The organism is Pseudoselenomonas ruminis (assembly GCF_008271295.1).
Lineage (GTDB): Bacteria > Bacillota > Negativicutes > Selenomonadales > Selenomonadaceae > Selenomonas_A > Selenomonas_A ruminis.
In genome coordinates this window covers 19,769-44,420 of sequence record NZ_VTOY01000016.1, presented here as the reverse complement: position 1 = coordinate 44,420, position 24,652 = coordinate 19,769, and the positions used below count along the sequence as shown (strand labels likewise).

The 24,652-nt window shown below is 44.0% G+C and carries 25 protein-coding genes and 1 pseudogene; 14 read left to right on the top strand and 12 right to left on the bottom strand.

Translation table 11 applies throughout. The features are described 5' to 3' along the window. Positions 1-278: 278 nt before the first annotated feature. Both FZ040_RS12335 and FZ040_RS12330 read right to left on the bottom strand, forming a co-directional pair. Positions 279-833, bottom strand: coding sequence for a hypothetical protein (locus FZ040_RS12335; protein ID WP_149172270.1), 555 nt, complete (start codon positions 831-833; stop codon positions 279-281). Between the two features lie 110 nt (positions 834-943). Further along, positions 944-1,147, bottom strand: a complete 204-nt coding sequence (locus FZ040_RS12330) for a V-type ATPase 116kDa subunit family protein (protein ID WP_149172269.1) — start codon at positions 1,145-1,147, stop codon at positions 944-946. Positions 1,148-1,515: 368 nt separating this feature from the next. On the opposite strand from FZ040_RS12330, the gene FZ040_RS12325 reads away from it, so the two are divergent. Continuing rightward, entirely contained in the window at positions 1,516-2,205 is a 690-nt protein-coding gene (locus FZ040_RS12325) for a hypothetical protein (RefSeq protein ID WP_149172268.1), read from the top strand. 87 nt (positions 2,206-2,292) lie between these two features. On the opposite strand, the gene FZ040_RS14265 is transcribed toward FZ040_RS12325, so the two are convergent. Both FZ040_RS14265 and FZ040_RS12315 read right to left on the bottom strand, forming a co-directional pair. Continuing rightward, positions 2,293-2,574 carry a hypothetical protein gene (locus FZ040_RS14265; protein WP_255448882.1) on the bottom strand — a complete coding sequence of 94 codons (282 nt, stop codon included), beginning with the start codon at positions 2,572-2,574 and terminating at the stop codon, positions 2,293-2,295. Between the two features lie 295 nt (positions 2,575-2,869). After that, entirely contained in the window at positions 2,870-3,064 is a 195-nt protein-coding gene (locus tag FZ040_RS12315) for a hypothetical protein (protein WP_149172266.1), read from the bottom strand. A 159-nt stretch (positions 3,065-3,223) separates the two neighbouring features. Between FZ040_RS12315 and FZ040_RS14025 the strand changes: the two genes are divergently transcribed. Beyond that, the gene (locus tag FZ040_RS14025; RefSeq protein ID WP_187620336.1) at positions 3,224-3,391 is read left to right on the top strand and encodes a hypothetical protein; all 168 of its coding nucleotides are present in this window, start codon (positions 3,224-3,226) and stop codon (positions 3,389-3,391) included. A gap of 55 nt (positions 3,392-3,446) precedes the next feature. Here the strand turns inward: FZ040_RS14025 and FZ040_RS12310 are convergent, their stop codons facing one another. From FZ040_RS12310 to FZ040_RS12280, 7 genes are all read right to left on the bottom strand, one after another. Beyond that, positions 3,447-3,728, bottom strand: coding sequence for a hypothetical protein (locus FZ040_RS12310; RefSeq protein ID WP_149172265.1), 282 nt, complete (start codon positions 3,726-3,728; stop codon positions 3,447-3,449). Between the two features lie 27 nt (positions 3,729-3,755). Beyond that, complete coding sequence (locus tag FZ040_RS12305) at positions 3,756-6,788, bottom strand: type I restriction endonuclease subunit R (RefSeq protein WP_149172264.1); 3,033 nt, start codon at positions 6,786-6,788, stop codon at positions 3,756-3,758. Positions 6,789-6,798: 10 nt separating this feature from the next. Next, a complete protein-coding gene (locus tag FZ040_RS12300; protein WP_149172263.1) occupies positions 6,799-8,010 on the bottom strand; it encodes a restriction endonuclease subunit S in 1,212 nt (403 codons plus the stop codon). Between the two features lie 3 nt (positions 8,011-8,013). After that, complete coding sequence (locus FZ040_RS12295; protein WP_149172262.1) at positions 8,014-9,633, bottom strand: type I restriction-modification system subunit M; 1,620 nt, start codon at positions 9,631-9,633, stop codon at positions 8,014-8,016. Between the two features lie 175 nt (positions 9,634-9,808). Further along, positions 9,809-10,219: a rhodanese-like domain-containing protein gene (locus FZ040_RS12290; RefSeq protein ID WP_149172261.1), complete on the bottom strand. Its 411-nt coding sequence runs from the start codon at positions 10,217-10,219 to the stop codon at positions 9,809-9,811. A 113-nt stretch (positions 10,220-10,332) separates the two neighbouring features. Continuing rightward, a complete protein-coding gene (locus FZ040_RS12285; protein ID WP_149172260.1) occupies positions 10,333-11,706 on the bottom strand; it encodes a replication initiation protein in 1,374 nt (457 codons plus the stop codon). A 1,293-nt stretch (positions 11,707-12,999) separates the two neighbouring features. Beyond that, positions 13,000-14,208 (bottom strand): ATP-binding protein, encoded by a 1,209-nt coding sequence (locus tag FZ040_RS12280; RefSeq protein ID WP_149172259.1) that lies wholly within the window; start codon positions 14,206-14,208, stop codon positions 13,000-13,002. A gap of 272 nt (positions 14,209-14,480) precedes the next feature. Between FZ040_RS12280 and FZ040_RS14385 the strand changes: the two are divergent. From FZ040_RS14385 to FZ040_RS12245, 8 genes and pseudogenes are all read left to right on the top strand, one after another. Beyond that, a pseudogene (locus FZ040_RS14385) lies at positions 14,481-14,621 on the top strand (ribbon-helix-helix domain-containing protein); the annotation flags it as partial. 54 nt (positions 14,622-14,675) lie between these two features. Next, the gene (locus tag FZ040_RS12275; RefSeq protein ID WP_255448880.1) at positions 14,676-15,461 is read left to right on the top strand and encodes a ParA family protein; all 786 of its coding nucleotides are present in this window, start codon (positions 14,676-14,678) and stop codon (positions 15,459-15,461) included. Further along, positions 15,454-16,545 carry a ParB/RepB/Spo0J family partition protein gene (locus FZ040_RS12270; RefSeq protein WP_149172257.1) on the top strand — a complete coding sequence of 364 codons (1,092 nt, stop codon included), beginning with the start codon at positions 15,454-15,456 and terminating at the stop codon, positions 16,543-16,545. Before FZ040_RS12275 ends, FZ040_RS12270 begins: the two co-directional genes overlap by 8 nt. A gap of 196 nt (positions 16,546-16,741) precedes the next feature. Then, a complete protein-coding gene (locus tag FZ040_RS12265) occupies positions 16,742-17,455 on the top strand; it encodes a 4Fe-4S double cluster binding domain-containing protein (protein WP_149172256.1) in 714 nt (237 codons plus the stop codon). Between the two features lie 81 nt (positions 17,456-17,536). After that, the gene (locus FZ040_RS12260) at positions 17,537-18,145 is read left to right on the top strand and encodes a lactate utilization protein (RefSeq protein WP_149172255.1); all 609 of its coding nucleotides are present in this window, start codon (positions 17,537-17,539) and stop codon (positions 18,143-18,145) included. Between the two features lie 123 nt (positions 18,146-18,268). Continuing rightward, positions 18,269-18,826, top strand: coding sequence for a flavin reductase family protein (locus FZ040_RS12255; protein WP_149172254.1), 558 nt, complete (start codon positions 18,269-18,271; stop codon positions 18,824-18,826). Next, positions 18,823-19,194, top strand: a complete 372-nt coding sequence (locus FZ040_RS12250; RefSeq protein WP_369407144.1) for a DUF1653 domain-containing protein — start codon at positions 18,823-18,825, stop codon at positions 19,192-19,194. Before FZ040_RS12255 ends, FZ040_RS12250 begins: the two co-directional genes overlap by 4 nt. A 40-nt stretch (positions 19,195-19,234) precedes the next feature. Further along, positions 19,235-19,951, top strand: coding sequence for a DUF169 domain-containing protein (locus tag FZ040_RS12245; RefSeq protein WP_149172253.1), 717 nt, complete (start codon positions 19,235-19,237; stop codon positions 19,949-19,951). A gap of 61 nt (positions 19,952-20,012) precedes the next feature. Here FZ040_RS12245 and FZ040_RS12240 read toward each other — a convergent pair whose 3' ends face one another. Beyond that, positions 20,013-20,501: a helix-turn-helix domain-containing protein gene (locus FZ040_RS12240; RefSeq protein WP_149172252.1), complete on the bottom strand. Its 489-nt coding sequence runs from the start codon at positions 20,499-20,501 to the stop codon at positions 20,013-20,015. Positions 20,502-20,837: 336 nt separating this feature from the next. Here FZ040_RS12240 and FZ040_RS12235 point away from each other — a divergent pair, with 336 nt between their 5' ends. From FZ040_RS12235 to FZ040_RS12220, 4 genes are read left to right on the top strand one after another with little or no spacing between them, the layout of a single operon-like run. Continuing rightward, on the top strand, positions 20,838-21,989 hold the full coding sequence (locus FZ040_RS12235; RefSeq protein ID WP_255448879.1) for a ParA family protein: 1,152 nt from the start codon (positions 20,838-20,840) through the stop codon (positions 21,987-21,989). An 18-nt stretch (positions 21,990-22,007) separates the two neighbouring features. Next, positions 22,008-23,054 (top strand): ParB N-terminal domain-containing protein, encoded by a 1,047-nt coding sequence (locus tag FZ040_RS12230; protein ID WP_149172251.1) that lies wholly within the window; start codon positions 22,008-22,010, stop codon positions 23,052-23,054. Further along, complete coding sequence (locus FZ040_RS12225) at positions 23,051-23,509, top strand: M23 family metallopeptidase (RefSeq protein ID WP_149172250.1); 459 nt, start codon at positions 23,051-23,053, stop codon at positions 23,507-23,509. Before FZ040_RS12230 ends, FZ040_RS12225 begins: the two co-directional genes overlap by 4 nt. Positions 23,510-23,541: 32 nt before the next feature. Then, positions 23,542-24,642: a replication initiator protein A gene (locus tag FZ040_RS12220; protein WP_187620334.1), complete on the top strand. Its 1,101-nt coding sequence runs from the start codon at positions 23,542-23,544 to the stop codon at positions 24,640-24,642. Positions 24,643-24,652 lie beyond the last annotated feature (10 nt).

Sequence of the window (24,652 nt, the reverse complement as noted above, 5' to 3'; positions counted from 1 at the left end):
CCGCGTTATGTCCGACGGTTCCGTTCTGGTCACGGTCTACGAAAAGGACAAGATTATTTCCCAGACCAAAACGCACTCCCCCCACCCCGACAAAATCCCCACCATTCTCAGCACGCAAGTCGAACACTCACTCCCCGATAATACATCGGAACAGGCTGACCTTACAGACGCACAAATGCTTAACCTACTCATGCAAAAATAAAATGTAATACAATGTGGGTTGGTGCAAAAGTATTTTTACTTTGCGCCAGCCCACTCATTATGATTACAATTTTGTCTTATGGAATCAGTAATTCTGATGGGTCATCTTCCAAGGAATCCAACAGTTCTTTTACTACTAATGCCTCTGCTTGCTTTGCAGCATTTTCACGAGCTTTAAGGATTGCATGTCGCTTATGTTTACGAGTTTCCTTAGGTATCCTAGCCTTTTCTTTCTCATAGAAGCGGATAAACTCCTGCATAACGGGTGGCAATTCTTCAAATGGTACATGTTCCCTCAGAATACATATCCTATGCAGGTAAATATAGCACAACGTATAGAGAAATGAAACAAAGAACATTTCCTGCAAATGATAACCTTCGATTTTTTCGTAATATGTTTTCTGATACTGCGGAACTTCCTTCGTATTCTTGTGATACAACAAAACAGTCCCGTCTATCAATGACTGTCGGATAATCCAGTTTTCAGGTTGATTGCTAATCTCCAATGTCTCATTCTCCCATGAGCATATTATTCCTGTCTCTTTGCAAAACGATTCTATTGCCTCTTTTTCTGTCTCATACATAGACTCTATTGAAGGGAATGGTTCATTGTATTTGGGGCGAAATATCATACCACATAACCTCCTTGGAATTGTCATCAATTATTGCTATATCTAATTGCTATATCAAATACCCAGATAAATAAGAGGGCCTACGCAGCGCAGCAGGCCCTCTTAAACTATTACTTTTTGATTTTACCCAGGACTTCGCCTGCAGACAGATTATTGGCCTTCATATATTCCACAAGTTCCTGATAATCTTCTTTGCCCTTTTTACTCTTGAGCGCGTCGAGCTGTTCCTTCAGAGACTTGATTTCATTTCTCTTCTTCTCGATTTTTGCCTCGATAGTAGAAATCTTTTCATCATAATTTGCTTTTCTTGCCATTATACATAACCTCCATAAAATATAATAAATCCTTTCATGCCGATACTATTCTACAGAGATTATTTAATTCCTTCTTTTGATATATATTTTCTCCATTTTTACTTTCCCATATTATTCGCAGATGATATAATAGTATTATCAACAGGAGGCTTACACCCCCCGTTATCCTTTTAGGACTTCAAGCTATTGATTAAATCTGCTATCCCTTTTTACCACGGTGCCCAAACCAACTAAAAGAGATGCAATGGCTGCAATTAAAGCCGTCAATAGCTTGATTTTTTTTATCTCTTCTTGATATTCTATTATTGACAAATATCTTTAATGATTTATAATTAAATATAAATCAGCGTAAATAGAAGGGATATATTATGGTTATTCAGGAGCTTTTTGAACAGATAAATCAAAACAAGCGAAAAAAATTAGTAAAATTCCTGCAGGAAAGAACCTTTCCTGATACGAAAATAGAACTGATTGCAGGAGACTTACAAGGAGCCAGCCGAAAAGACCAGGGCACTATATCCTTAGCCTTATGCTGCCCACGCCTATATAACAACAGCGGTAGAAGATGGGATTTTATCGTTATCACTGATAAAATGGCCTCCAAGGATGCAGAAGAAGAATTTACACGTCTTCGTATGGACGCTGAGCTAGTACGTTGTATGCTCCCACAATCAGAAGCCGAAATTAAATTTGAATCAGACAAAGATGATAAAATACGCCAAATCGGCACCTTATCCGTCAAGGTTGAGATGTTGCAGGAACAATACAATAGCGTAAAGGAAGGCTACGAGCTGGTTAGTGGTTATCTGGACGAATCAAACAAAGAGGTATTGGAATTATCGGCATGGAAATCGGCTCATAGTGGAAATTACCGCAACGCTGGTCGTCCCAGAAAGTTCGACAAATTCGAGAAAGGTCGCAGCATTTACATCATGCACGATAAGGAAAATATGCCTTTCCGAAAAATTGCTGACCTCATGAACATGTCGTACTCCAGCGCCCGGCGCATTTATCTGGAATACCGTGCCCACATTGATAAATATGGTGAAATTGAATAATCACCAACATAAGGTTGTCTGTGATTCATAATTAAAAATAGCTCATATTATTATATAAATCAAGCCTCCGCAACTTGGAGGCTTTTTTTATATAAAATCTTTGACCATAATCCCAATCGTTACTATGGCATAGGACACGATGCAGACCAATATGAACGTATCCCAGTAACGAGCCTTATTTCCAGCAGCATCTACAATCTTTTGTGACAGCTGCTCCAGGCGGCTATAAGTTATGCTGGACAAATAGGCCGTGAATCCCGGCAAATGGCCCTCATTGCGAGCTTGAATAGCTTGTCTGGCCAGTTCCTGTATGTTCTGATTATCAAAGTAGGCCGGTGTAGACATGTATCGTTCCAGACGATGTGTCATATTATAAAACACCATGAGATAAATGCGTTTATGCCTGATGTAGTACCGCCTGATGGTTCCCATGGTAATAACTATAAGAAATACCTCAATCCATGAGTATGTTAGGCCATTATGTCTGACAGATTCCACAATAATGGATGTTATCAGATACAGAAGGAAAATACCTTCTGTTGACTGTGCCAGTGCATTTTTCCATAATTTTATAACTGGAATAGGCGGATTTCCCAAAAATAATCTTATATTCCTCAATATTACGCTCCTGATGATTCCTCACTAAATACTCGTGTCATACCTATTATTGGAAATCAAACTTCTCAAATCTATCTTCCTTCTCCTGGGTCTCCCCTGCCCTTTTTACATATTCCTCCATGAAGGATTTAATAACCCGAGAAGCCGTTTGATTTTTTTTCTCGCACACTTTGGCAAAAGAATCCCTTAACTCCTTGGGTAAACGTATCGACATCATAACATCACTGGATTTTGCAGCCATGATATTCCCTCCGTATTTACATGTATATACAAATACAGTATACCATAAAATAAACTGATACAGTTAAAAATTTTGTATATACATGTATTGACATGTATATACATTTCTTATATACTATCCTTGTAAGCAAACATATCATAAAACCGGGAGGAATACTATATGACTACCAATGAACAACACCTTAACCTTGTAATTGCTGCTTGTCAGGCCAAACGTGCCGCGGATATGCAAAAATTTTTCAGCCTTATAGTAGCGGCCTTCTCCTTCGGTACCGGCTGCGCCTTTATCTGGTTTATCATATGCTCATTGATGGCCATCATACTATGAGCAAAAAAAGCCTCCTTTGGAGGCTTTTTTTTGCAGGGTCATTCAACAGATGTTATTAATCATCATCATCTTCTATCTCAATTTTAGACAACTCGCTTAACAACGGATGTTCTGCGACATATTTATCATTCTCACTGACTTTAACGTAAAATTCTGTTGCCTCCATACCGGCCAGGAAGATGCAATCGTCAGATTCTACATCGTACTGTTTGTTTTTCAGCTGTGATTTGATTTTCTGCCATTTGTCAGGCTGTTCTGTGTAAAGGGCATAAAGCTCGTCTTCATAGGCCGTCATGAATTCTACATACTTTACATAGCTATTAAGGTCCTTAATCATTCGTATGCCTCCCCGTTATCCATAAAATCATTTCTCTCTGAGCGGCCGAATCTTTTCCACCAGCTCCACCACGGCGTCTTTAGCCCTACGGTTGTACTTGAGCTTGCTGACGCCTTCATGGGTCTTGCTGTAGGATTCGTAGTCGGTGACCATTGAGATGCTGTCGCCCTTCTTAAAGGTATTCAGGATGGCGATGACATCCTTCTTCTGGGTACACCACTCCTTGGCGAAGTTATCAATCTGGTTCTTGATAATCTCCTCGATGCGCGTCTCAATGATGGACATGGCATCCAGGCCCCTGTATTTCATGGGGTCTTTTTTCATGTCTTCCCAGAAGCCGCTGATAACATTGGCCAGGGCAGGGTTGGTCTCCCGGAGCTTATCAATGTGCTTGTCAATGCCTTCGTCTTCAATGGGTTCAACAACCAGCTCGTCTTCACTGGGCATGTAATGCTGGATGAGCGAGACGATGTACCGGTAGTCGATGGTTACGCTGCTGATATTCTCCAGTTCGTAACCCACATCCACCGTAACAGGCGGCTGGTCCGGCTTTGGCTTTCTAAGCTCCTCGATGACATTCTGGTATTTGCCGCCGTAATCCGTCAGCTCTTCCCGTACCAGGCCATAGTCGGAGAGGTCTTTATCCTCCCACTCCTGATAAACCTGGAGCTCCCCGCTGAGGCGGTCTACTTTCTGGAAAGCCTTGGCAAATTTCTGCATGGAGCTTACGTCATCGTGGAAGCTGTCTGCGGCCTCCGGTGTGGGGGCAATGCTTCTAAGCTCAGCCAGAGCTTCCTTGAATTCAGCCTCTATCTCCTCAAAGGTTGGGGCACTGACTTCCTTGGTGCCGCCGTTGCTGTAGAGCAGCAAGGCGCCGTCCACGGCAGTCTGGAACTGGGCGGACCGCTGGAAGATGACAATCATGCCATAGCGCTTGGCTTTATCAAAGATACGGTTGGTACGGCTGAATGCCTGGATAAGGTTCTGCGGTGCCATTGGCGGCCGGTCTACAAAGAGAATCGCACAAGGCGGAGCATCGAAGCCCGTCAGCAGTCTGTCCACTACGATGACGATATCAAGCTGTTCCTTCCGCTGCTGGTAGCGTCCCTTCTTGCGTGCCAGGCGGTCATTGAGGTTTGTGTTATAGGCCGGCAGGCTGTCCAGGGCAAAGTTGGTGCCAAACATCTGGTTGTAATCTGCCAGGGATTCCTTCATGGCCTGCTGGTTGCCAATGGAGTTCTCATCGTTTTCCGTAACGGTGTAGGTTATGGCAATCTTCGGGAAGTCCATGCACTTTGCCTTAATAGCCGCAGATACCTTGCCTTCAGCGATAAATTCCTTGAAAAGCTGGTAGTATTTCTGGGCAATCTCGATGGAAGGCACCGTGAGGATGGCTTCATAGGCCTCGCCCTGGGGGGCATTCAGGCGGAATTTGCCTGCAGCCTTGTTGACGATGTACTCCACGACACCCTTGCGGTGCTCGTCATTGTCATAGATATCCCGGCCATTGCTCTTGTAGTAGGCAGACAGAACTTTTTCTTCCAGCTTGTCTGCTTCCATGTTGGCCATGTCATCTTCACTGGCCACCTGCAGGGCTGTGCCTATTTCTATCAGCTTATCCTTGCTGATGGAATCCTTGTAGTCTATCTGGAAGCCCAGAACGGCCTTATTGTTCAGAGCTTCCTTGATGGTGTAGTTATGGAGGCAAGGGCCGTATAGCCCTTCTGTGGTTCTGGCCAGGTCACCCTTGCGCTGGCGTTGGTTCTCCTCAAAGATGGGTGTCCCGGTAAAGCCATACCAGAGGGAGTTCATAAAGAACTTCTGCAGTTCCCGTTGGGTATCCGGCGTAACAGTGCGGTGGCACTCATCCACTACGAAGGCAATGCAGAGACCATGCAGCCGCTTGGTGGTAGGCGAATCCTTTTTGTCCTCGCGGTTGTAGGTCTTCATGATTTTCTGCAGCTTCTGGATGGTGGTAACGATGACTACCCGGTCTTTGCTTTTGAGCTTCGTCAGCAGATCATGGGTGTTGTCGGTCTCATCCACGTCGATAATATCGTTCTCGGCGTAGGCCTTGAAGGATATGGAAGTCTGCTGGTCCAGGTCCTTGCGGTCGATGAGGAAGATGGTCTTATCGACATTTGGAATCAGGATAAGGTTCTTGGCTACCGTATAGGAAGTCAGCGTCTTGCCGGAGCCGGTAGTATGCCAGACAAAGCCTGACTCCTGGTTGGCAGAGGCACGCTTGACGGCTTCTATGGCATGAACCTGATAAGGCCGCAGCAGGATGAGCTTATGACGCTCGGAGTCCACCACGCTGTAATGGCCTATCATCTCATGGGCTTCCGGGATGCGCAGGACTTCCTTGGCAAATTCCAGATAATTTTCCACGGGCTCATTCTTCTTGTTTACCCAGGTGGTCAGGAACTTCTCATTGAGACTGGAGCCAGTATCGGCGGCAATATAGCGGGTATTGCTGCCGTTGGAGACCACGAACATCTGCACCATGCCAAAGAGCCCCCGGAACTTGCCTTCCAGGCTGTACTTCTTGATTTGCCGGAAGGCATCCATAAAGGGATGGTCCTGGTTCTTCAGCTCGATATGAATCATGGGCAGGCCGTTTATAAGCAGGGTCACGTCAAAGCGGCGTTCCCGGTCATCCTCGTCCAGCTTGCTGGATACAAACTGATTGATGATTTCGTAGGAGGAGCGACCACCGGCAATTTCCCGGTTGCTTATGGCCATCAGGTGGATGGTGCCTTTGGCGGCATCCTCCCGGGTAAGGGGAATAATAGCTTCGCCGTTCTCCCCCGCCAGCCACAGGGCTGCCTTGTAGGGGGACTTGGCCACGTCCAGCATGTACTGCTGAATCTGGCTGAATTCCACGTCCGTGATAGGCGTGCCGTCCAGGACGGCCAGATTGTTTTGGTTTAGCTTCTTGCGGAAATTGGCCCACAGGCTGTCCTCATCGACAATATCCTTGCGGTAAGTCCACTGGGATATGTCCTGGGTGAGCTGCTTTATGAGCGCATTTTCCATCGCTGCTTCGCTTTGTGCCATAATCTATTCCTCAAATAAACATCTTCTGAAGGAGGCCCTTCTTTATCTTCTTGAGCTCGTCACACTTGCTCTGGTGAAGGGTGATAAGGTTGTCCAAATTAGAGAAATACGAGCCTATACGCTTCTGTTCTTCATATTCAGGAAATGAGGCAGGTATTTCAGACAATGTTGGAAATTGAACACGTTGTTTTTCTACCAATGAACCTGTTGCATATGTTCTGTACAGTAGAATTGCTTGTGGGCTCTTCAACCATGTGTTGATATAATAAGCATCGTTATCTGACTTTGCAATCATAGTTGTATAATAGCCGGAAACAGCAACGCTTTTGTCCGTTCCGTTATATCCAACAGCCCCCAGTGTCATGTTCATTGGGTTATATACTATATCTCCAGGACGTACTTCCTTAAAATTACCTTCCTTCTTTACAAGAAATTCTCGATTATATCTTTCAGTTTTTGGCGTTAGTCCATCTTCAACTGTAAGGCTCCATAATTCAATATCATCATTTGGCGTTACAAAGTTTGAAGTTTGTTCAAACACTTCCCCCAACTTCCGCTGCTCCCAATCGCCAGTGAAGCCATTGAACCTAAACTCAGGAACCTTAGCTCCTTCCTTGGGGAACATTTTTTGCAGCATACCCTTCTTCAATTCTTTGAGGGCGTCGCACTTACGCTGATGAAGAGTGACGAGGTTGTCCATTTCTGAAAGGAACCTGCCTATTTTACGTTGTTCATCAATGTGTGGCGTAGGTATGGGCATATCGAAGAAGACAGCGTCCTTGATGGCAAATCTATCAGAACGTGCTCCGGTGTCCCCATTGAAGTACATGAACTGGTGCCAGTAGCTACTTTTGAAGAACCATTCCAGGTAGGAGTTATTGACATCATGCGGCTTAAAAACCGTATAGAGAGGTGACATCACACCAGTTCTCCCCAACTTGTTTCGATTCACGGGGCCGACTGGTGCAGTGGTCGAAATTCGTGGGTTGTAGACGAAGTCATTATCCTCAACAATGTAATATCCGTCTATGTTTTCCTTGCTGGAAATCTCGCGATCGAAGTAATCACTTTGGCTTATAATTCCCTGCTCAGCCGAATTGGTCAATGTCTCAACATATTGTCTACTTGTATTTTTTTGCGTTACTTTGCAGGCAATGTCTCCTAGCTTCTTCTTTTCCCAATCGTCAGTGTAACCATTGAATCTAAATGTCGGTTCCTTCATTGGTTACACCTCCTGGAGCATCTGGATAATATCTGCCAACATTTTCTTAGATTTCTCGTCATCAACTGTGACATCAATATCCTGAGCCAGCGGCAGCAGTTCATCCATCCCCTGCTTGATTTCGTAGTCAATACTGCTGATAGTGGCACATACGTCACTTAAATCCACTTCCGGCTCTGGCTCGCTAGTATCAACATATCTGGGAATGTTAAGGTTGTAGTCATTGTCTTTAATCTCATCGAATGTGGCAAGATGGGCGAATTTGTCTATATCCTTGCGTTCTGCATAGGCAGATACAATTTTGTCGATATGCTCAGAATCCAGGTAATTGCGGGCTCTGTCTTTGCGGAACTCATTGCTGGCGTCAATGAAGAACACACTGCGGTCAGTATTGTTTTTCTTGAGGATGATGACGCAGGTGGGAATGCCAGTATTGAAGAAGATACCTGCCGGCAGGCCGATTACAGCATAGATACTGCCGTTTTCCAGCAGGTGCTTGCGGATAGTTCCTTCACCAGCCCCACGGAAGAGGACACCATGAGGAAGAACGATGCCCATGGTGCCATCTTCCTTCAGATGATAGAAACCATGGAGCAGGAAGGCAAAATCAGCTTTGGCCTTGGGAGCCAGCTTTTCATAGCTCTGGAAGCGCGGGTCAGTCAAGAAGCCAGCCGCTGCACTCCAATGCTGGCTGTAGGGAGGATTCATGACTGTGGCATCGTAGTTCGTAGGCTCCTCCGTGGGCCAGTCAGCCCCAAGGGTATCACCATTGCGGAAGTGCTGGTATGTGAAGGGCACATTGTGAAGAATCATGTTCATGCGTGCCAGGTTGTAGGTGGTATGAGATATTTCCTGGCCGAAATACTGTACGTTGTTTCGGCAGTCCTCATTCATATAGTTCCGGGCATGGAGGAGCAGTGAGCCTGAACCCATGCATGGGTCGTAAATGGAGAAGCCAGGCTTTCCTTCCTTTCCACTGGTGACAATGCGAGTGATAAGCTCAGATACTGCCTGGGGGGTGTAGAATTCGCCGGCCTTTTTCCCGGAGCCAGCTGCAAATTCGCCAATCAGGTATTCGTAGGCATCACCCAGGGCATCCGCACCATACTGGGTGAAGTCTATATGGGCCAGTTCCTTCATTACATCGGCCAGCATGGCATTTCGCTTGGCAGGCGTGGAGCCCAGGCTCTTGGAATCGATATCGAAGTCCTCGAACAGGTCTTCATAAGGTTTCTGTCCTCGAATGGGCTCGCCGCCTTGCTCCACATCACGCATGGCCTGACGCAGATGGTCCGTGGCGAAGGTCTTGTCATTTATCTCGTTGTAGAGAGCCGTAAAGGTGTACTTGGGCTCAATGGCGAAGCCGTACTTTTCCGTCAGCTCTGCCTGCAGGTCTTCCCAGTCCTCGCCGCCGATAGCATCTTCGTAAATCTTCTGGGCTTCCTCCAAGGATTCAGGCTGCTTATCCTCCAGCAGGTCAACTACCGCATACAGCTGCCGGTCAGACAGATACTTGTAGAATACCAGACCCAGCAGGTAGTTCTTATATTCGTCGGCGCTCATTGTGCTCCTCATAACATTGGCAGCATTCCAGAGCGCCTGGTTTAATTCCTGTGATGACATTATTTTTCAGCCTCCATTTATCATAGAAAAACGGCTGCCCAGTTCTTTTGGGACTTGGGCAGCCGTTCTATGGTCGCTATTTATATTATAGTAATATTAATTTTAGTAGTCAATAAATAAGCCTTCTCTTACCTCTCGCTAAAGTTCCTCCTACTTATTCTTATCTTTACCAGTATCAATCTTTTGAGACCTTTCCATGCCAGTCATTTATGCCACCAAATTCAACAATATTTTTATACCCCATATTGTAAAGCTTTTGTGCAGCTTCTTTACTACGTCTTCCGCTTCTGCAATAAACATAAATAGTTTGTTCCTTATTAGGAAGAAGCATCGGAGGCTCTCGGTCGATAGTTTCGTTAGGGATACATATTGCCATTGGAATATGTCCTTCTTCATATTCATGCTGAGTGCGAACATCAAGAATGATATATCCTGAAGATGATTCCATTTCCTTTTGCGCCTCTTCGGAAGAGATTTGGCGATAAGTTGTTTGTGACTGGTTAACATACTTTTTATTTCCCATTGCACAACCAGTGTATATTACTAATAAGGAAACGGCCAATGCAGCTATCAACATTTTTGCCATATTTCAGTTCCTTCTTTCTATACAATAAGGCGGATGATACTTGCAATAACATCCGCCTTACATCTATATGTACGAAAAAGTCCAACGTTGGACTTTTTCGTGTCGTCATCTTTTTATATTTTCAAATCTCCGTTTTTCAGCATACTCATCAGGACATCACGGGCTGCACGCACTTCATTGTAGCGCCAATCCGGATTACCGTCCTCCTTGCGATGGAGATACTTATCAATCTGGAATTCTTTCTTGTGCCCAAAGACATTGAGAATAAAGTTTCTTTTCTTGATGAAAAAGTCTTTTTTCTCCTCTGAGGTCATTCCAGTGAAGTAGGCCGCTGCTTTACGTTTGTAGTTGGCATCCAGCTCCACATCTTGGGTTATCCCTAATTCAAGCTCAGTCTGCGTAGCACGAGCCCTTTGAGCCAGCTTCTTTTGCTTAAGATATTCCTTATTGCTGTCTTTATTAACCCAGTTCTTCGTAACAGCTGACAAAATCATCTTGCCAGTGTCTTCAGGTGATAAATGATTGCGTTCGGATTGCATTATCGCAAGGCTTATATTCGCCCCAAAAACAACATCGTCCTGATTGATGGCCACCAGCTTGTTAACATAGCTCGGATCGAATCCTGCTTGAAGTGCTCTCATAACAGCATCCTGTTTTTCTTTGCTGAGCGAGCGCACTTTTTCTGCCACATCCGGCTCCAAAGAGGCAAGAGTCAATCTCTTCTCCCTATTATCCTCAATGCTGGTAACAACAAATTGCCAATATAGATACTTAGGCGAACGGCCTCTGGTACCATCATTTGAAATACTAAAGTCCTTATAAGGAGTGGACTGGCGGATTTCTCTCTCCGCGGGCTTCAAGATTCGATTGTTGAGTATCTTGAAATCCATGTATGACTTCGTATTTAATCCCAGGTCAACCATAAACTGGAGCAGAGGAATAGAGTTTGTTCCCTTTGCTTCCAATGTCTTTAAGTACATAAAGACCTGCATTGCCTTGATGGAAGACATCTGATTAAGCTCATCAAACGAGAACGGTATGAGGCTTTTACTCTCGTACAAAAACTGGTTGAGCTCAGCAGGAAGTGAAAGCGTCAATGGTTTGTTCTTTTTTCGACCCTGGAAGTCTACTACAGAGAAAAGAGTGAACGATTTGCGATTAGCATCCTCTTCATCCTCATAAGCTTCATCAGAAAACTCTATGGTCTTACTCTGCAAGGACTTAAAGGTGTCATATACTTGACGAGGGCGTTTTGTCTTCAAATCCTCTTGGAGACGAGACGCCATTTCGTTTGTGTAGAAAGTGTACTCGTGATAGTTCTTTTTTTCATCCTCAGGTGTATTTGCCTGCGTTAAGCCGATAAAGAAGAGAAATGCCTTTAGTTCATTTATCGTCATGGAATGATGCGCCGAAGCAAATATGGCCGGAAGTGTAGCTGTATAGTCTATTTGTGGGTCTACATGGATAACACTTTTCTTCTGTTCCATCCGTCACACAATCCTTTCTACATACTCATGTAAAATTATACTCTTAAATAATAAAGTGTATCAAGTAAAACAATTTTGCGGAAAGCGTTCACTTGCACTTTAAGAAAAGATAGTGAACGAAAAACGCAAAATAGCTATGAGAGTAATAAGTTATTGAATCCAAAGAGAAAAATAGCACATCATTTATGCGAAATCCATTCACTTGTACCATAAAAAGCTATATAATTTGGTATATTTCTATAACAATATTGCGGAATCCATTCACTTGTTAGAATAGATTTCATATAGTTTTATGAATGTGCATACAGTTTTTACTCATAGTGAAAGATAAATGCGGAAAGCATTCACTTGTTCTTTGGAAAAGATAGTGAATGTTTTCCGCAAAATACAGTTCATGCCAGTAGAGAACTGAAAAGTGAGCTTAATAAGAGAGGAATATATTGCGGAAAGCGTTCACTTGTGGTTGATAAAAGGGGAAAAAGGCCAAAAAACTTAAAACAATAATGCGAAATCCATTCACTAGAGGACATATATTATGAAATACTACCAGGAAAATGCTATTTGGGTTCACTTGATGATATAGTTAATTGCGGAAGTCATTCACTTGTAGTTATGAGATATATGCGAAATTCATTCACTTGGAAAAGCGTAGATGAGGTATATATTTGCGTTTTCCATTCACTAGTGAAGAAAACAGCAATAATATAAGAAGAATGATGAAAGTGGTTCATCGAAAGGTAAGAGAAGATAATTGCGTTTCGTGTTCACTTGTAGAAAGTGATGTTTACAAAACACTTAATAATCAAAGTGTCCTGTTGTAAAATATATTCTTTATAAGAATATGGAATATAAATATATAGGGCAGGTGAAGTACAAAAGAGGGGAAAAGTGGCATGAGTCCTTATAATTAAAGGGCTCGTGATAAAAACTATTATCAAGATAGTGAACGAGAAACGCAATGGCAAGTGAACATATTACGCAACTGGGAATATGAGGTAAGTATAAGGAAAAAGCTCCGTAACCCCTTATACTGTAAGGGATGAGCGTGTATAACAGTAAAGTGTAAGTGAATGGAAAACGCAATTTTTTCGAGAAACAAGACTGCGAAATGTATTCACTAAGTGGTGCTGAACCCTTGTACCATAAGGGCTCAGGGAGTTTTGAAAAAGAAGGGAGAATAGGTAACAAGTGAATGAGAAGCGCAATTTGTATTTGACTGGTGAACGCCTTCCGCATATACCTAATGATGGATGCTTAATAATCCACAGGGTTATCCACAAACTTATCCACATTTTAGAAAGAATCTGTGTCACTTAAAAAATCGACGATATTGACCTGCTTAATGCCATTGTAGTCTGTAATATAGCTTCTATCCATTGTTAGCAATATCTTGTCATAATGGTCAGGGATTTTCTGCAATGGAGTTAACTCTCTCTTCAAAGTATTCTCATCCAACACCGAGGCCGAAACTTGAAAGTATTTTGTCTCGGCCGGCTTGGTGGCCACAAAGTCTACTTCGAGCGACCCTATCTTTCCAACTCCAACTTTATATCCACGGCGTATTAACTCGAAATATACGATATTTTCCAGTACGTGGCCATAGTCGCGGGCACTAAATCCAAGCAGCATGTTGCGGATACCTGAATCAACGATATAGAACTTTTCCTGCGTCTTCAGGTACATTTTGCCTTTTATGTCATAGCGGCTGGCACGATAGAAGATAAAAGCCTTTTCCAGCATGTTCAGGTAGCTATCAACTGTTGCAGCAGTAGTTTTCCGGTTTTGACTGGTCAAGTATCCGCTGATTTTACTGGTTGAAATGGGATTTCCTATGTTGTCGGCCAGGAAGCGCACAATCCTTTCCAATAGGTCAGCGTCCCTAACATTGTTACGCTGAATGACATCCTTCACTAATACGGTATTATATATACCACCCAGAACGCTGCTGATAAGTTCTTCATCCGCAGGAAGTGAGGGGGTTATAGGCATGCCACCATATTTTAAGTACTGCTGGAAGGCAACATCGAGGTTCCCTTTTATTTCAGGCCTAAAGGATATATATTCGCTGAAGGATAAGGGGAGCAAAGGGATCTCCACATATCGGCCGGAGAGAAGGGTAGATAACTCGGAGGAAAGCATTCCGGCGTTGGACCCCGTTAGATAGATGTCAGATTTGCCTTCTGCAAAGAGGGAGTTAATGGTTTTTTCCCAGTGCTCGATAATCTGGATTTCATCCAAGAGCAGGTAGACATGGTCTTTTCCTGACATTCTTTCTTGTATGTAGGAGTGGAGATGTTGGAAATCTCCAAGGGAAGCAAATTCCAGCAGTTCAAAATTCATGTATATTATATTGTCTGCTTCAACGCCTTCATCGAGAAGGTGTCTATGGAATTGCCGCAGTAAAGTAGATTTTCCTGCACGGCGCATGCCCACAAGCACTTTGATAATAGGAGTGTTTTGATATTTGATTATCTTTTCGAGATAAGAATTGCGATTTATCATATTTCCATCCTGTAAACTAAAAAACATTAATCTCTCTGATTCTTTATATTATAGCATAAAAAACAAGAAAGTTTAACAAAGTTTTTATATTATACTATAAAAACTTTGTTAAACTGCTAGGTTTTATCATTATAACACAAATATTTACATATTTTTTCAAAACGTATATACATTCGTATTTGAAAGTGGTATAATCATGTCATAAGTTTTGTACTTTGATTTTTATAAAGGTACAAAACAAGTGACAAAATTATGGTGCAGTAAAGGAGAGGGTGTTCTTGGCTAGGAACAATCCTCGAGTTAGATTTGTGACGTCTATATCCAGTTCTCTAAAGGATAAGCTCAATGTAATATCAGATGTTACAGGACTTCCTGGGAGCCAGTTGATAGATGAGTCAATATTGCTTCTAACTCAAAAGTACAGAAACCGTATTCTGGAAAGCGGTAAAGAAGGAGTGTCTGTGTTCATGGCAAAAACAATCGCTATTTGTTCAAACAAAGGAGGAGTAGGCAAAACTACTTCTACCGCAGCATTTGCTGACCTTTTGGGAAAACGTGATTATCGTGTTCTTATTATAGATGCTGACCCGCAGGGGAATTTATCAAAGAGATTTGGTTATGACCCTAAAACTTATCGTGGTGATATACAGTTAGGGTCTGCTGTAATGAATATCCTTGGTGATAATCCTCGTCCGGCAAGAGATTTTGTCATGAAGACTCAAAATAAGAATGTTGATATTATACCAAACGATGACCGCTATGCAGCTGCGACAAAGGCTCTTCTTGATGCAGTCATCCTTGGTGTAAACGCATATAAGATATTGATTCAGGAACTGAGCACTGACTATGATTATATTTTAATTGACTGCCGTCCGGCTGTAGATGCAGATATTGCTCAGATTATGCAGGCAGTACAATACTTGTTAATCCCTGTCAACGCTGCTGATGATTCGGTAGATGGCGTCAATACAACTTTAGGATATGCTAACCAGTGTCGTAGAGCTAATCCTGACCTTAAGGTAGCAGGAATTTTCTTTGAGGCTGTTAATATGCGTACTGCGGTTGCGCATGATTATGTGCCGCAGATACGTGAAGCGTTTGGTGATTTCATGCTGGAAGCTATTGTTCCTCATTCTGAGGATGCCAGAAAGGCAGAGAGTGCGCATGAACCTGTCAGCCAGACATATCCTTCTGGTAAAGCTACTAGAGCTTATACCAAACTTTTGGAGGAGGTATTGACCAGAGTTGGCTAAGAGAAAACAATTTAAGATTTCGGTAGACCGAACTCAAACCTTCAATGATATTGGAGCTATGGCTCCTGTTCCTGCACCAAATGCAACAGGGGATATTTCTCCTGAGCGACTGGCCCATCTGAAAGAACTGATGGCAAAACCGGTAGCAGCACAATCCAAAAAGGATGAAGTTGAGGATAGAGTAGAAAGCCTCATCCCTGCTGATGCAGAACGACTTATCCCCATGGATAAGTTGAAGGCTGCTCCTGATGAATGGAACTTCTTTGGAAGACCAAGCCCGGAGCAGTACGGTCTTATCTATATGTCTGTCTTCAAATATGGCCTCTGGCATCCCTGTACAGTATGGGAACAGGAAGATGGTTCATATATGATTCTTGGTGGTCATACCAGACATTTGGTATACCATGAACTTCATGAAGTAACCGGGGATGATAAATATTTATCTATTCCTTGCAAAGTTTATAAACACGATAGCATTAGCGAGGCAACGGCCAGACGAATTGTAATTCTCTCGAATGTGGCACAACGTGCGCAGGAAGATACAAATGCCCGGATTCGTTGCTATGCAGAAATGGCAAGACTGGAAAAAGAAGAAGCTTTTTATGGTGCTGGCGTAGATGTTGCTACGGCTGTATCTAAAATATTTGGAGTTTCCCGATCCACTGTGTTTTTCTATCGCCGACTTGGCAAACTTATAGAACCGCTGCTTTCTGCTTTCGACCAGCGGTTAATAACAGTTCGAATTGCTGACATTCTTGCTGATTTAACTGAGGATTTGCAGAAGTATGTGTATGATAAGGAATACCATCTGAAGATTACCTCTTCCATGGGAAAAGCGCTAAAGAACGCTAAGACAGTCGAAGATATTGAAGCTGTTGTCAATACACCTACAAAGAAAAAAGAGAAATATCAGTATGTGTTCTCTACAAAAATAGAGAAGCCCGAAAACTTTGATTTTGTTCCCATAGCTGTAAAAAGTGATGAAGTTAAGGTCTTCAAGAAATTCCTTATGAAGTCGTTAGACCAAGCAGAGGGACTTAGTGAACAAACAAAAGATATTTTGTTAAAAATGATAAAGGGTTAATGAAAAAGGTGAGGAATACTTTTAGTAGAAAAGTATTCCTCACCTTTTTTGAATGAGCGGTAATAAATATTATCCGTAACTATCCCCAAAAAAAAGTCCAACGTTGGACTTTTTGGGGGGATAGGGGAAAACTAATTATATTTATTGTTATCTGTGTTTTCCTAGTTATTGAGTATAATCAATGGGAGGAAACATTATGGATGATTTACAGGAAAACCTCTTTGCACTGCTGAGAGAAAAAGGAGCTAAACTTATTGGCGTTGCGGATATGGAAGGTTATACCGAAAATGGGCTGAACCGTGGTGTTGCAGTGGCCATCCCCGTTCCCGCTCATATCGTCGAGGAGATAAAAACAAACCCGACCATTGAATATTATCAAATGTACCACACGCTGAATGCCCAACTGGATGAAATGGTCGAGGCAGGTGCGGCATTTTTGCAGAAGTATGGATTTCGAGCTCGTGCCAACACTAAAAAAAACCTTTCCGTAAACGATGACCTTCGTACACCGTATCCCTACAAGACTGTGGCAACTAAAGCGGGATTAGGGTGGATTGGAAAGAGTTGCCTTTTGGTTACAGAGGAATATGGTAGTGCGGTACGCCTATCGAGTTTGTTGACAGATGCACCTCTTGAGCCAGCAATCCCCATTACAGAAAGCCGCTGTGGAAATTGTCGGCGATGTGTGGACGCATGCCCTGGCCAGGCCATTATTGGCACTGCGTGGACTGCTGGAATGCCTAGAGAAGACATAATTCACGCACATGTTTGTAAGGAAACACAGATTACAAGGATGCGAGAATTCCTTGGTTTTTACGAGGGTGAACGAGTCTGCGGACGTTGCTTTGCGGTTTGTACCTATACACAGAAATATTTGCGTAGGACCTTATCAAGCAAAGCACATTCTTAAATCATTACAGAAATACTTATGAATCGCTGGAATCCTTATAGGTAATGGCACTCATATTCTTGAGGCTAGATGGAGGCAATTATGGTAAATCTTGAGAGAACGGCAGTGGCACTGCGGAAAAGAGGATACGAAGTGGTCTGCTTTGAAACTGGTGAGGAGGGTGCTGGCTACCTTGACAGTAAGATTGACGGTTTTACTGTAGGCTTTGGCGATTCGGAAACAATGCTGACCATGGGACTCTACGAACGTCTCTCCAGGCATAATGAGGTTTACGACCCCAAACATCCCCAAGAGGGAAAAGGATTTTACGATACAGCGAGAATTTGCCTGACCACCGATATTTTCCTGACATCGGTAAATGGCATTGCCGAAACCGGCGAGATGGTTAATATCGATGGGACAGGGAATCGAGTGGCTGGTTCACTATATGGTCATCGTAAGGTATATTTTGTGGCTGGCAGGAATAAGATTGCACCTACCCTTGAGGAAGCTGCTAACCGGGCAAGGAATGTTGCCGCGCCGAAAAATGCAGCTCGCCATCAATATAAGACGCCATGTGCCTTTCATGAAGACCGTTGCTACGATTGCAGCAGTCCCAACCGTATATGCAATGCACAGGTCATATATTGGCGGAAGATGAATCATATGGAGATGGAAGTGGTGCTGATTAACGAGGATTTAGGGTTTTAGGGGGAGCCACGATGGAAATACATGAATGGAGTGGAACAAGGGCATCAATTTACTTGTTTCTGTTATTTTCAAGACATATAATTAAAAAACAGAAAGAATGACTGACTTGGAGGAGGTAAAAACATGAGTGTAGAATTTTTGGGCAAGAAAGCCTGCATCGCCCCGGAGGGAGTATTCATTATCGGTACCTATGACGAAAATGGAGTCCCAAACGCCATGAACGCAGCATGGGGGGCACAATCGGATTTTGATGAAATTACCCTGTTTCTGGCCAAACACAAAACCACGGAGAACATCAAATATACCAAGGCGTTCACGGTGGCCTTTGCAACCAAGGAGACGGTGGAAATAGCTGACTACTTTGGAGTGGAAACCGGCAGTAAGGTCAATAAGATAGAGAAGGCAGGCTGCCATGTTCATAAGAGTGCTCATGTCAATGCCCCCATAATCGAGGAATTTCCTGTGACGTTGGAGTGCGAGTGCGTAAGCTACAGTGACGAGACTGGAATTTTGGTGGGGAAAATTGTCGCTCAGCAGGCCGATGAAGCGGTGCTTACTGACGGAGTAGTGGATTATGACAAGCTCCAACCGATTATCTTTGACATCGCCACCAAGACCTACCGTCTGGTAGGGCCGGTAGTGGGGAAGGCTTTTCATGATGGGTTGAAGCTCAAGAATTGAGCCAGGCAAAAGACATAATTAAGGCTATTTTTTTTTCGCTTGCTTTCTTTCTCGTTCTTTTTTACAATGAAAATGAGAACGAAAGCGAAAGGAGCGAAAAAATGGCCAATAGGATACAAAAGCAATATGGTCGGGAGATTCCGCAGGCCGGTGAGATATGGCACCATTTCAAGCACAAGGAATATAAAATTATCGCCTGTCCGGTAACGCATACAGAAACTGAGGAGCTGTACTGCGTGTATCAGGCTCTTTACGGGGATTATGGCACTTTTTGCCGTCCATTGGATATGTTTATGAGCGAGGTTGACAATGGAAAATACCCACAGGCAGAGCAAAAATACCGATTTGAACGTCAGCCATGTAAATAAATGTAATGGCAGCAGATTCATGTGATGGAGGCCGGAAATCATGGAGAGCAAAATTGCCAAGCAACTTTGTTTGACCAATCACCCTGTGGCTGTATTGCGTGCGGAGTCAATGCCAGCTAATGCCATAAGCTTCAAGGAAGGAAAATGGGGCTGTGTGGTGGCTCTAATTAAGGCTGCTTCACAGGGGAAGACCGCCGCAGCTACATGTGCAACAACTATGTGTATGGGAGGCAGAGCTGGCTTGGGATTCCAGGGGTATGAGCATGGCTGGATTGAATTTTTCCTGTCAAATGGGAACGAAAAGATACCTCGCAGTGAGTATTACAAAAAGACACCAGAGCTGGCAAAGGCCTTTACGGAAACCATCCCTAAGGTAAAGGCACCGGACTGCCTGGTGTTTAAGCCGTTGGAGCTGGTTGATGAAGCTGAAACGCCTGAATGTATCATCTTTTTGGTGAATGCTGACCAGTTGTCTGGTCTTGTGACATTGGCTAATTATGATATGGAAACGCAAAATAACGTGCAGGTCAGCTTTGCTTCTGGCTGTGGGCAAGCGGTACTATATCCTCTATCCGCCGAGGAAAAAAGAGAGAAGACCTGTTTTATTGGATTAACAGATCCATCTGCCCGCAAGGTCATCGGCAAGGAGCAGTTGGCTTTTAGCATTCCCTATAGTCGGTTTATCGAAATGGAATACGAAGCAGATGGATGCTTTTTTGCCACGGACACGTGGGAAATTATCAAGAAGAGAATATAGCCAATCGACGCCGTAACCTGCAATAGCAAAGCCCCCGATATTAAAGAGAAGAGTCGAACCATCATTTGATATGGTTCGACTCTTTTTCAGCTATGAGCTTAGCTTCTAAGCTTTGCATCTTTTTAAGTATATCTTCTCTGTCGGATTCTTTTAGGCCAGGGGCACGACAAGAGAGATATAGTCGTGGTAGGTCGTTATTTTTTAATTCTTTGGCTATGGAAAGTAGAATTTTTTGAGAAGTAGCCTCCATGGAAAGGTAGTAATCAATCAGAGTTTGACAGTCATTAGGAAGCGTCGAAATAGCCATAATTTCATCTAAGCAGTTATTCTCGTTATGAACATGCATATCTCCAATGCCATACAATAACCAGTCTTCACTAATTTGAAATTCTTTACATACGAGCTTCAAAAAGACTTCTTTAGGGGTAATTACACCTCTTTCATAGTTAGTTATAACAGGTCGGGTGGTTCCCATCATTTGAGCGAACTGTTTTTGTGTTATATTGCCCGGAAGACTGGTGCGAACGAGCTTTAGCCTGTCTTTTAACATAGTCTATTTCCTTTCTTTTGTTGCGGGCTTAGTATATCAGGGCAACATTAAAATTTGATTAGATATGTATTTTGTGAAAAATAACGGCAATTTTTTAAAATAATTTTAATAAATAGGTGTTATACTCCAGTCAATGAGTATCAAATAATACGTTTACATGTGTATTGTTTCATACACTAATGGGAGGTGAAGTAATGGCACAGCCAATGGCGATTCTTGCGGAGATGTTTAATGAAGATTGTATGAAGCGTATGAAGACTTAATCCTCACTATGTAGTTTTATGAAACCGATACGACAATATGGTCGCTGTTTATAAAACATATAGGGGGATTCTTATGACCGTTAACGGGATGGCAGATTTTGGCCTTGGAGAAAATGCCCTACTGGGCGAACTCTCCTACGAAGAAATGCAGCAACAATATATGAAGATGGCGCAGCGCTGCAAGAGCCTCGAACAGATTATCGAGGTTAATGACATATCACGCCTTGGGCAACTGGTCGGCAAGTACCAGAACAATTCCAAGGAACTCCTGAAACAAATCGCTATGATACTTCCGGCTGTGGAGTATGCACCAGAGGAAACAAAAGAGCTCATCAAGCTTTTGGATTATCTGGAAGGGCTGCATGAGAAGCTGGAAGCCTATGTGGTAAAGGGAGCTTTACCAGAAACGACACTGGACAAAACTGAATGCTTCGGCGAACATCGTACAATGCGAACCGTAAGTTTTATAAACTTTAAGGGTGGCGTGGGCAAGACAACGGTATCTACCAATTTTGCCTACGCCATTTTTTGTATGTTAAGGGACAGCGGCATCCGCATCCTGTTCATTGACAACGACAAACAGGGAAATGCTTCTGACTGGTTTGAAGCAGACCGGCAGCACGGTACCATTGCCAATGTCCTGATGGGCGATGTACCGGTGCGAAAGGTGATCCAGCATACCCGCTATGAGAGCATAGACCTTATCGCCGCAGATACGGGACTTATAGAAGCAAACGCGCTTCTGATGCAAGGCAGTAAAGGCAATGAAGCAGTAATCCTTCGGGAGGCCTTGCAGGAAGTGGCCGGGGATTATGACCTCTGCATCATCGACAATCCTCCCGACATCAATATGTCCGTTATCAATGCGTTATCCTTCACCGATGATGTAATCATCGTGACGTTCCCGGAAAAGGACAGCCTGGCTGGGGCCAAAGAGATTATGGAGCATATCAAGCAGGTGAAAAAGTTTAACAAGGAACTGAAGCTTTCCGGGATTTTGGTAAACGCTTTCAGCGCCCATAAGACTGCGTACCAGTGCATTGACGAGATGAAGAACAAGCATCTACCGGTGTATCGAACCAAAATTCACTACGCCACCCAAGGGGCAAAGAATTACCTCAATGTAGCGCGGCAGGGAAAGAAGAGCATCTTTGAAGTATCGCCCAGCTGCCTGATTGCCAGGGATATTTATGATTTCTCAAGGGAATATTTAGGGATAGCGTAGTGTCGGAGGTATGAACAGGTGAAAAGATATTCAGGGAATATACTGTCGATATTGGAAAAGCAGAGAAGCGTTAATGCTCCTGCAAAGGATGAAGCCTATGAAGTACAGATGATAGATGCTCATGATATTGTGCCAAACAGCAAGAACTTCTACGGGATTCGAGACGTTGAAGAACTGGCAACGAGGATGAAGATTTCCGGCCACATTACACCGCTGGAGGTTGTGGCGAATGTTGATGAACCAGGAAAATACACCCTGATTTCCGGGGAAAGACGGCGGGCAGCCATGCTTTACCGATTGGAACAGGGAGAAATTGAGAAGGCGGTTATGCCCTGTATCGTGCGAGTGGATTTGAACGGTACGGAAGAGCTGACCGCTGAGGAAATAGAGACAATCAATATTATATCTGCCAATGACTACCGGGATAAAACTCCCTTCGAAAAATTGGACGAGGTACAAAAACTGGAGCCGATTGCCAAAAAACTTTGGGAAAAGGAGACAGGGAGCCAGGGGCAGTTCCGTGAATACCTTTGCAACAAATTTCTCGGTATATCAACCAGCTCACTGCAGCGCATAAAGATGATGGAGCATGTGGTGCCGGAGGCAAGAAAAGCCTATGAAGAAAATCTTTTGGGCAAAACGGCCTTATCGGAGCTGGCCTATAAGTCGGAAGACGAGCAGAGAGCCTATATCCGTGATTTGGAATCAGGAAATCGGTCCGGCACCATAGCAGATGTACAGGAAAAAGAAATGCCGCAGGAGGAAGCCTCAGACATGGCGTGTGATGAGGCAGCTCAAGACCCTATGACGGCAGGCCAAGAGGATATGGAAGAAGCACTCCTGCAAGAAATACAGGCTGAAAAGCCCGGAGAAGCCCCCAGAAGCCTTGATATGGCCGAAGCTGAGGCAAAGGCTAGGCAGTGGGTCAGAGAGGGGCTGCTGCGGCTTGTAGAGGAAGCCACGGGCAAAATGGAAGCAGCAAAGGCAAGAGTAGATAACGCCGATGCAGCGCTTTGGGATTTGCGTAGGGCTGCAGCAAACCTGGCTATCGAGGCAATGTCATGAGCCTAAAACGAAAAATTGCTGTCCTGTTTGTTGCCATTACGGCAGGAATGTCCAGCCTTGCCATGGCAGCAGACCTGCCGGTTACTTCGCCTTTTGGCTGGCGTGTTCACCCCATTACCGGCACATGGAAATTTCATGCTGGAGTAGACCTGGGCTATGAAAGTGGCTCTGGCGTTCCGGCTCTTTGGGATGGGCAGGTTGTGCAGTGTGGCAACTTTGATGATGGCTATGGCAATCAGGTCATGCTCTATCATGCTGCTGTGGATGCCTATACAAGATATGCCCACCTGTCGGCCATCTATGTAAATGGCGGCGATATGGTCAGCCAGGGGCAGGTAATTGGCGCGGTGGGAGCTACCGGCAACGTAACGGGGCCTCATCTGCATTTAGAGTATATTGCCAGAGGGGAAGATGGTTCGTATCAGTACATGAACCCCATGGACTTATGGAGATAATTTCTATCGCTTTTATGAAGGGATATGATGGTTTGAGATTCAGGGCACAAGACATAGACAATGAAGTGTATTACCAGCTGCCCAAAGGGCTGTTCAGCTACCGATTCTACGATGGCCTGGATGTAAAGGCAAAGGTTCTTTATGCGGTTCTCAAAGACCGCATGAATTTGTCCAGAAGAAACGGCTGGGTCGAGGAAAATGGCGATATTTTTCTCATGTTCAGCTATGGTGACCTGGCCACGCTGCTCGGGATGAGCAAGACGGCTATATGTAGGGCATTCAAGAAACTTGTGGAATACAGCCTCATAGAGACGGTACCCATAAGCCGGAACGGCGCACAGAAAATCTATGTAAACCGCATAGAGCCGCCGGAAAGCATGGCAGATGTACATGACTATGAAGACCGGCTGGGCAGGGCAGAAGTTGAAGCTGTTGAGGATGAGGCCAAAAACATGGTGGCCGATGCCCACACTGCAGGTATTACCATGACGCTGACCGAGGCGCGGGAAAAAGTGGTTTCAACGTTGAAAGAAACCCGTTCCGTTAGCGGAACACCCTGTTCCGTACTTGAAACAGCCCGTTCCGCTGGTGAAACACCCCGTTCCGAAAATGGAACGCCCTGTTCCGTATATGAAACGGCCCCCGTTCCGCCAGCGGAACTAAATAAGACTGACTTATATAATAAAACTAACTTAGAGAGAATAAAAAAAGAAAATATTACTACTACCACTACGACAAGGAATAACCCGGGGGATGAAACGGACGAGCTTCTTCAGCAGCTCATTCAGAAGTATCGGGATAATATCTCGTCTAATATTGGCCCACTTGTCAAAGATGGCCTGAAGCATCTTTGCAAAACATACGGCTTTGAAAAGGTGGAATCTGCCATCACAGAAGCAGCTCTTTCATCTAAGGGAGGCGTGAGCTTCAAGTACATCCAGTCCATTCTCGAAAGATGGCACAAGATTGGGGAACGCAAGGTGATCCCCATAAAAGCAGATGCTCCTGTCACGAACGAGCAGACCCAAAAGTTTGACCCGGAAGTAGATTTGGACCCGAATGGAAATCCGCTGCCGGAAATTCTGCCCGGGGAAAAGACGGATGAATTCTTGGCAAGGCTTGGTTTAATCTAAGGGGGGCAAC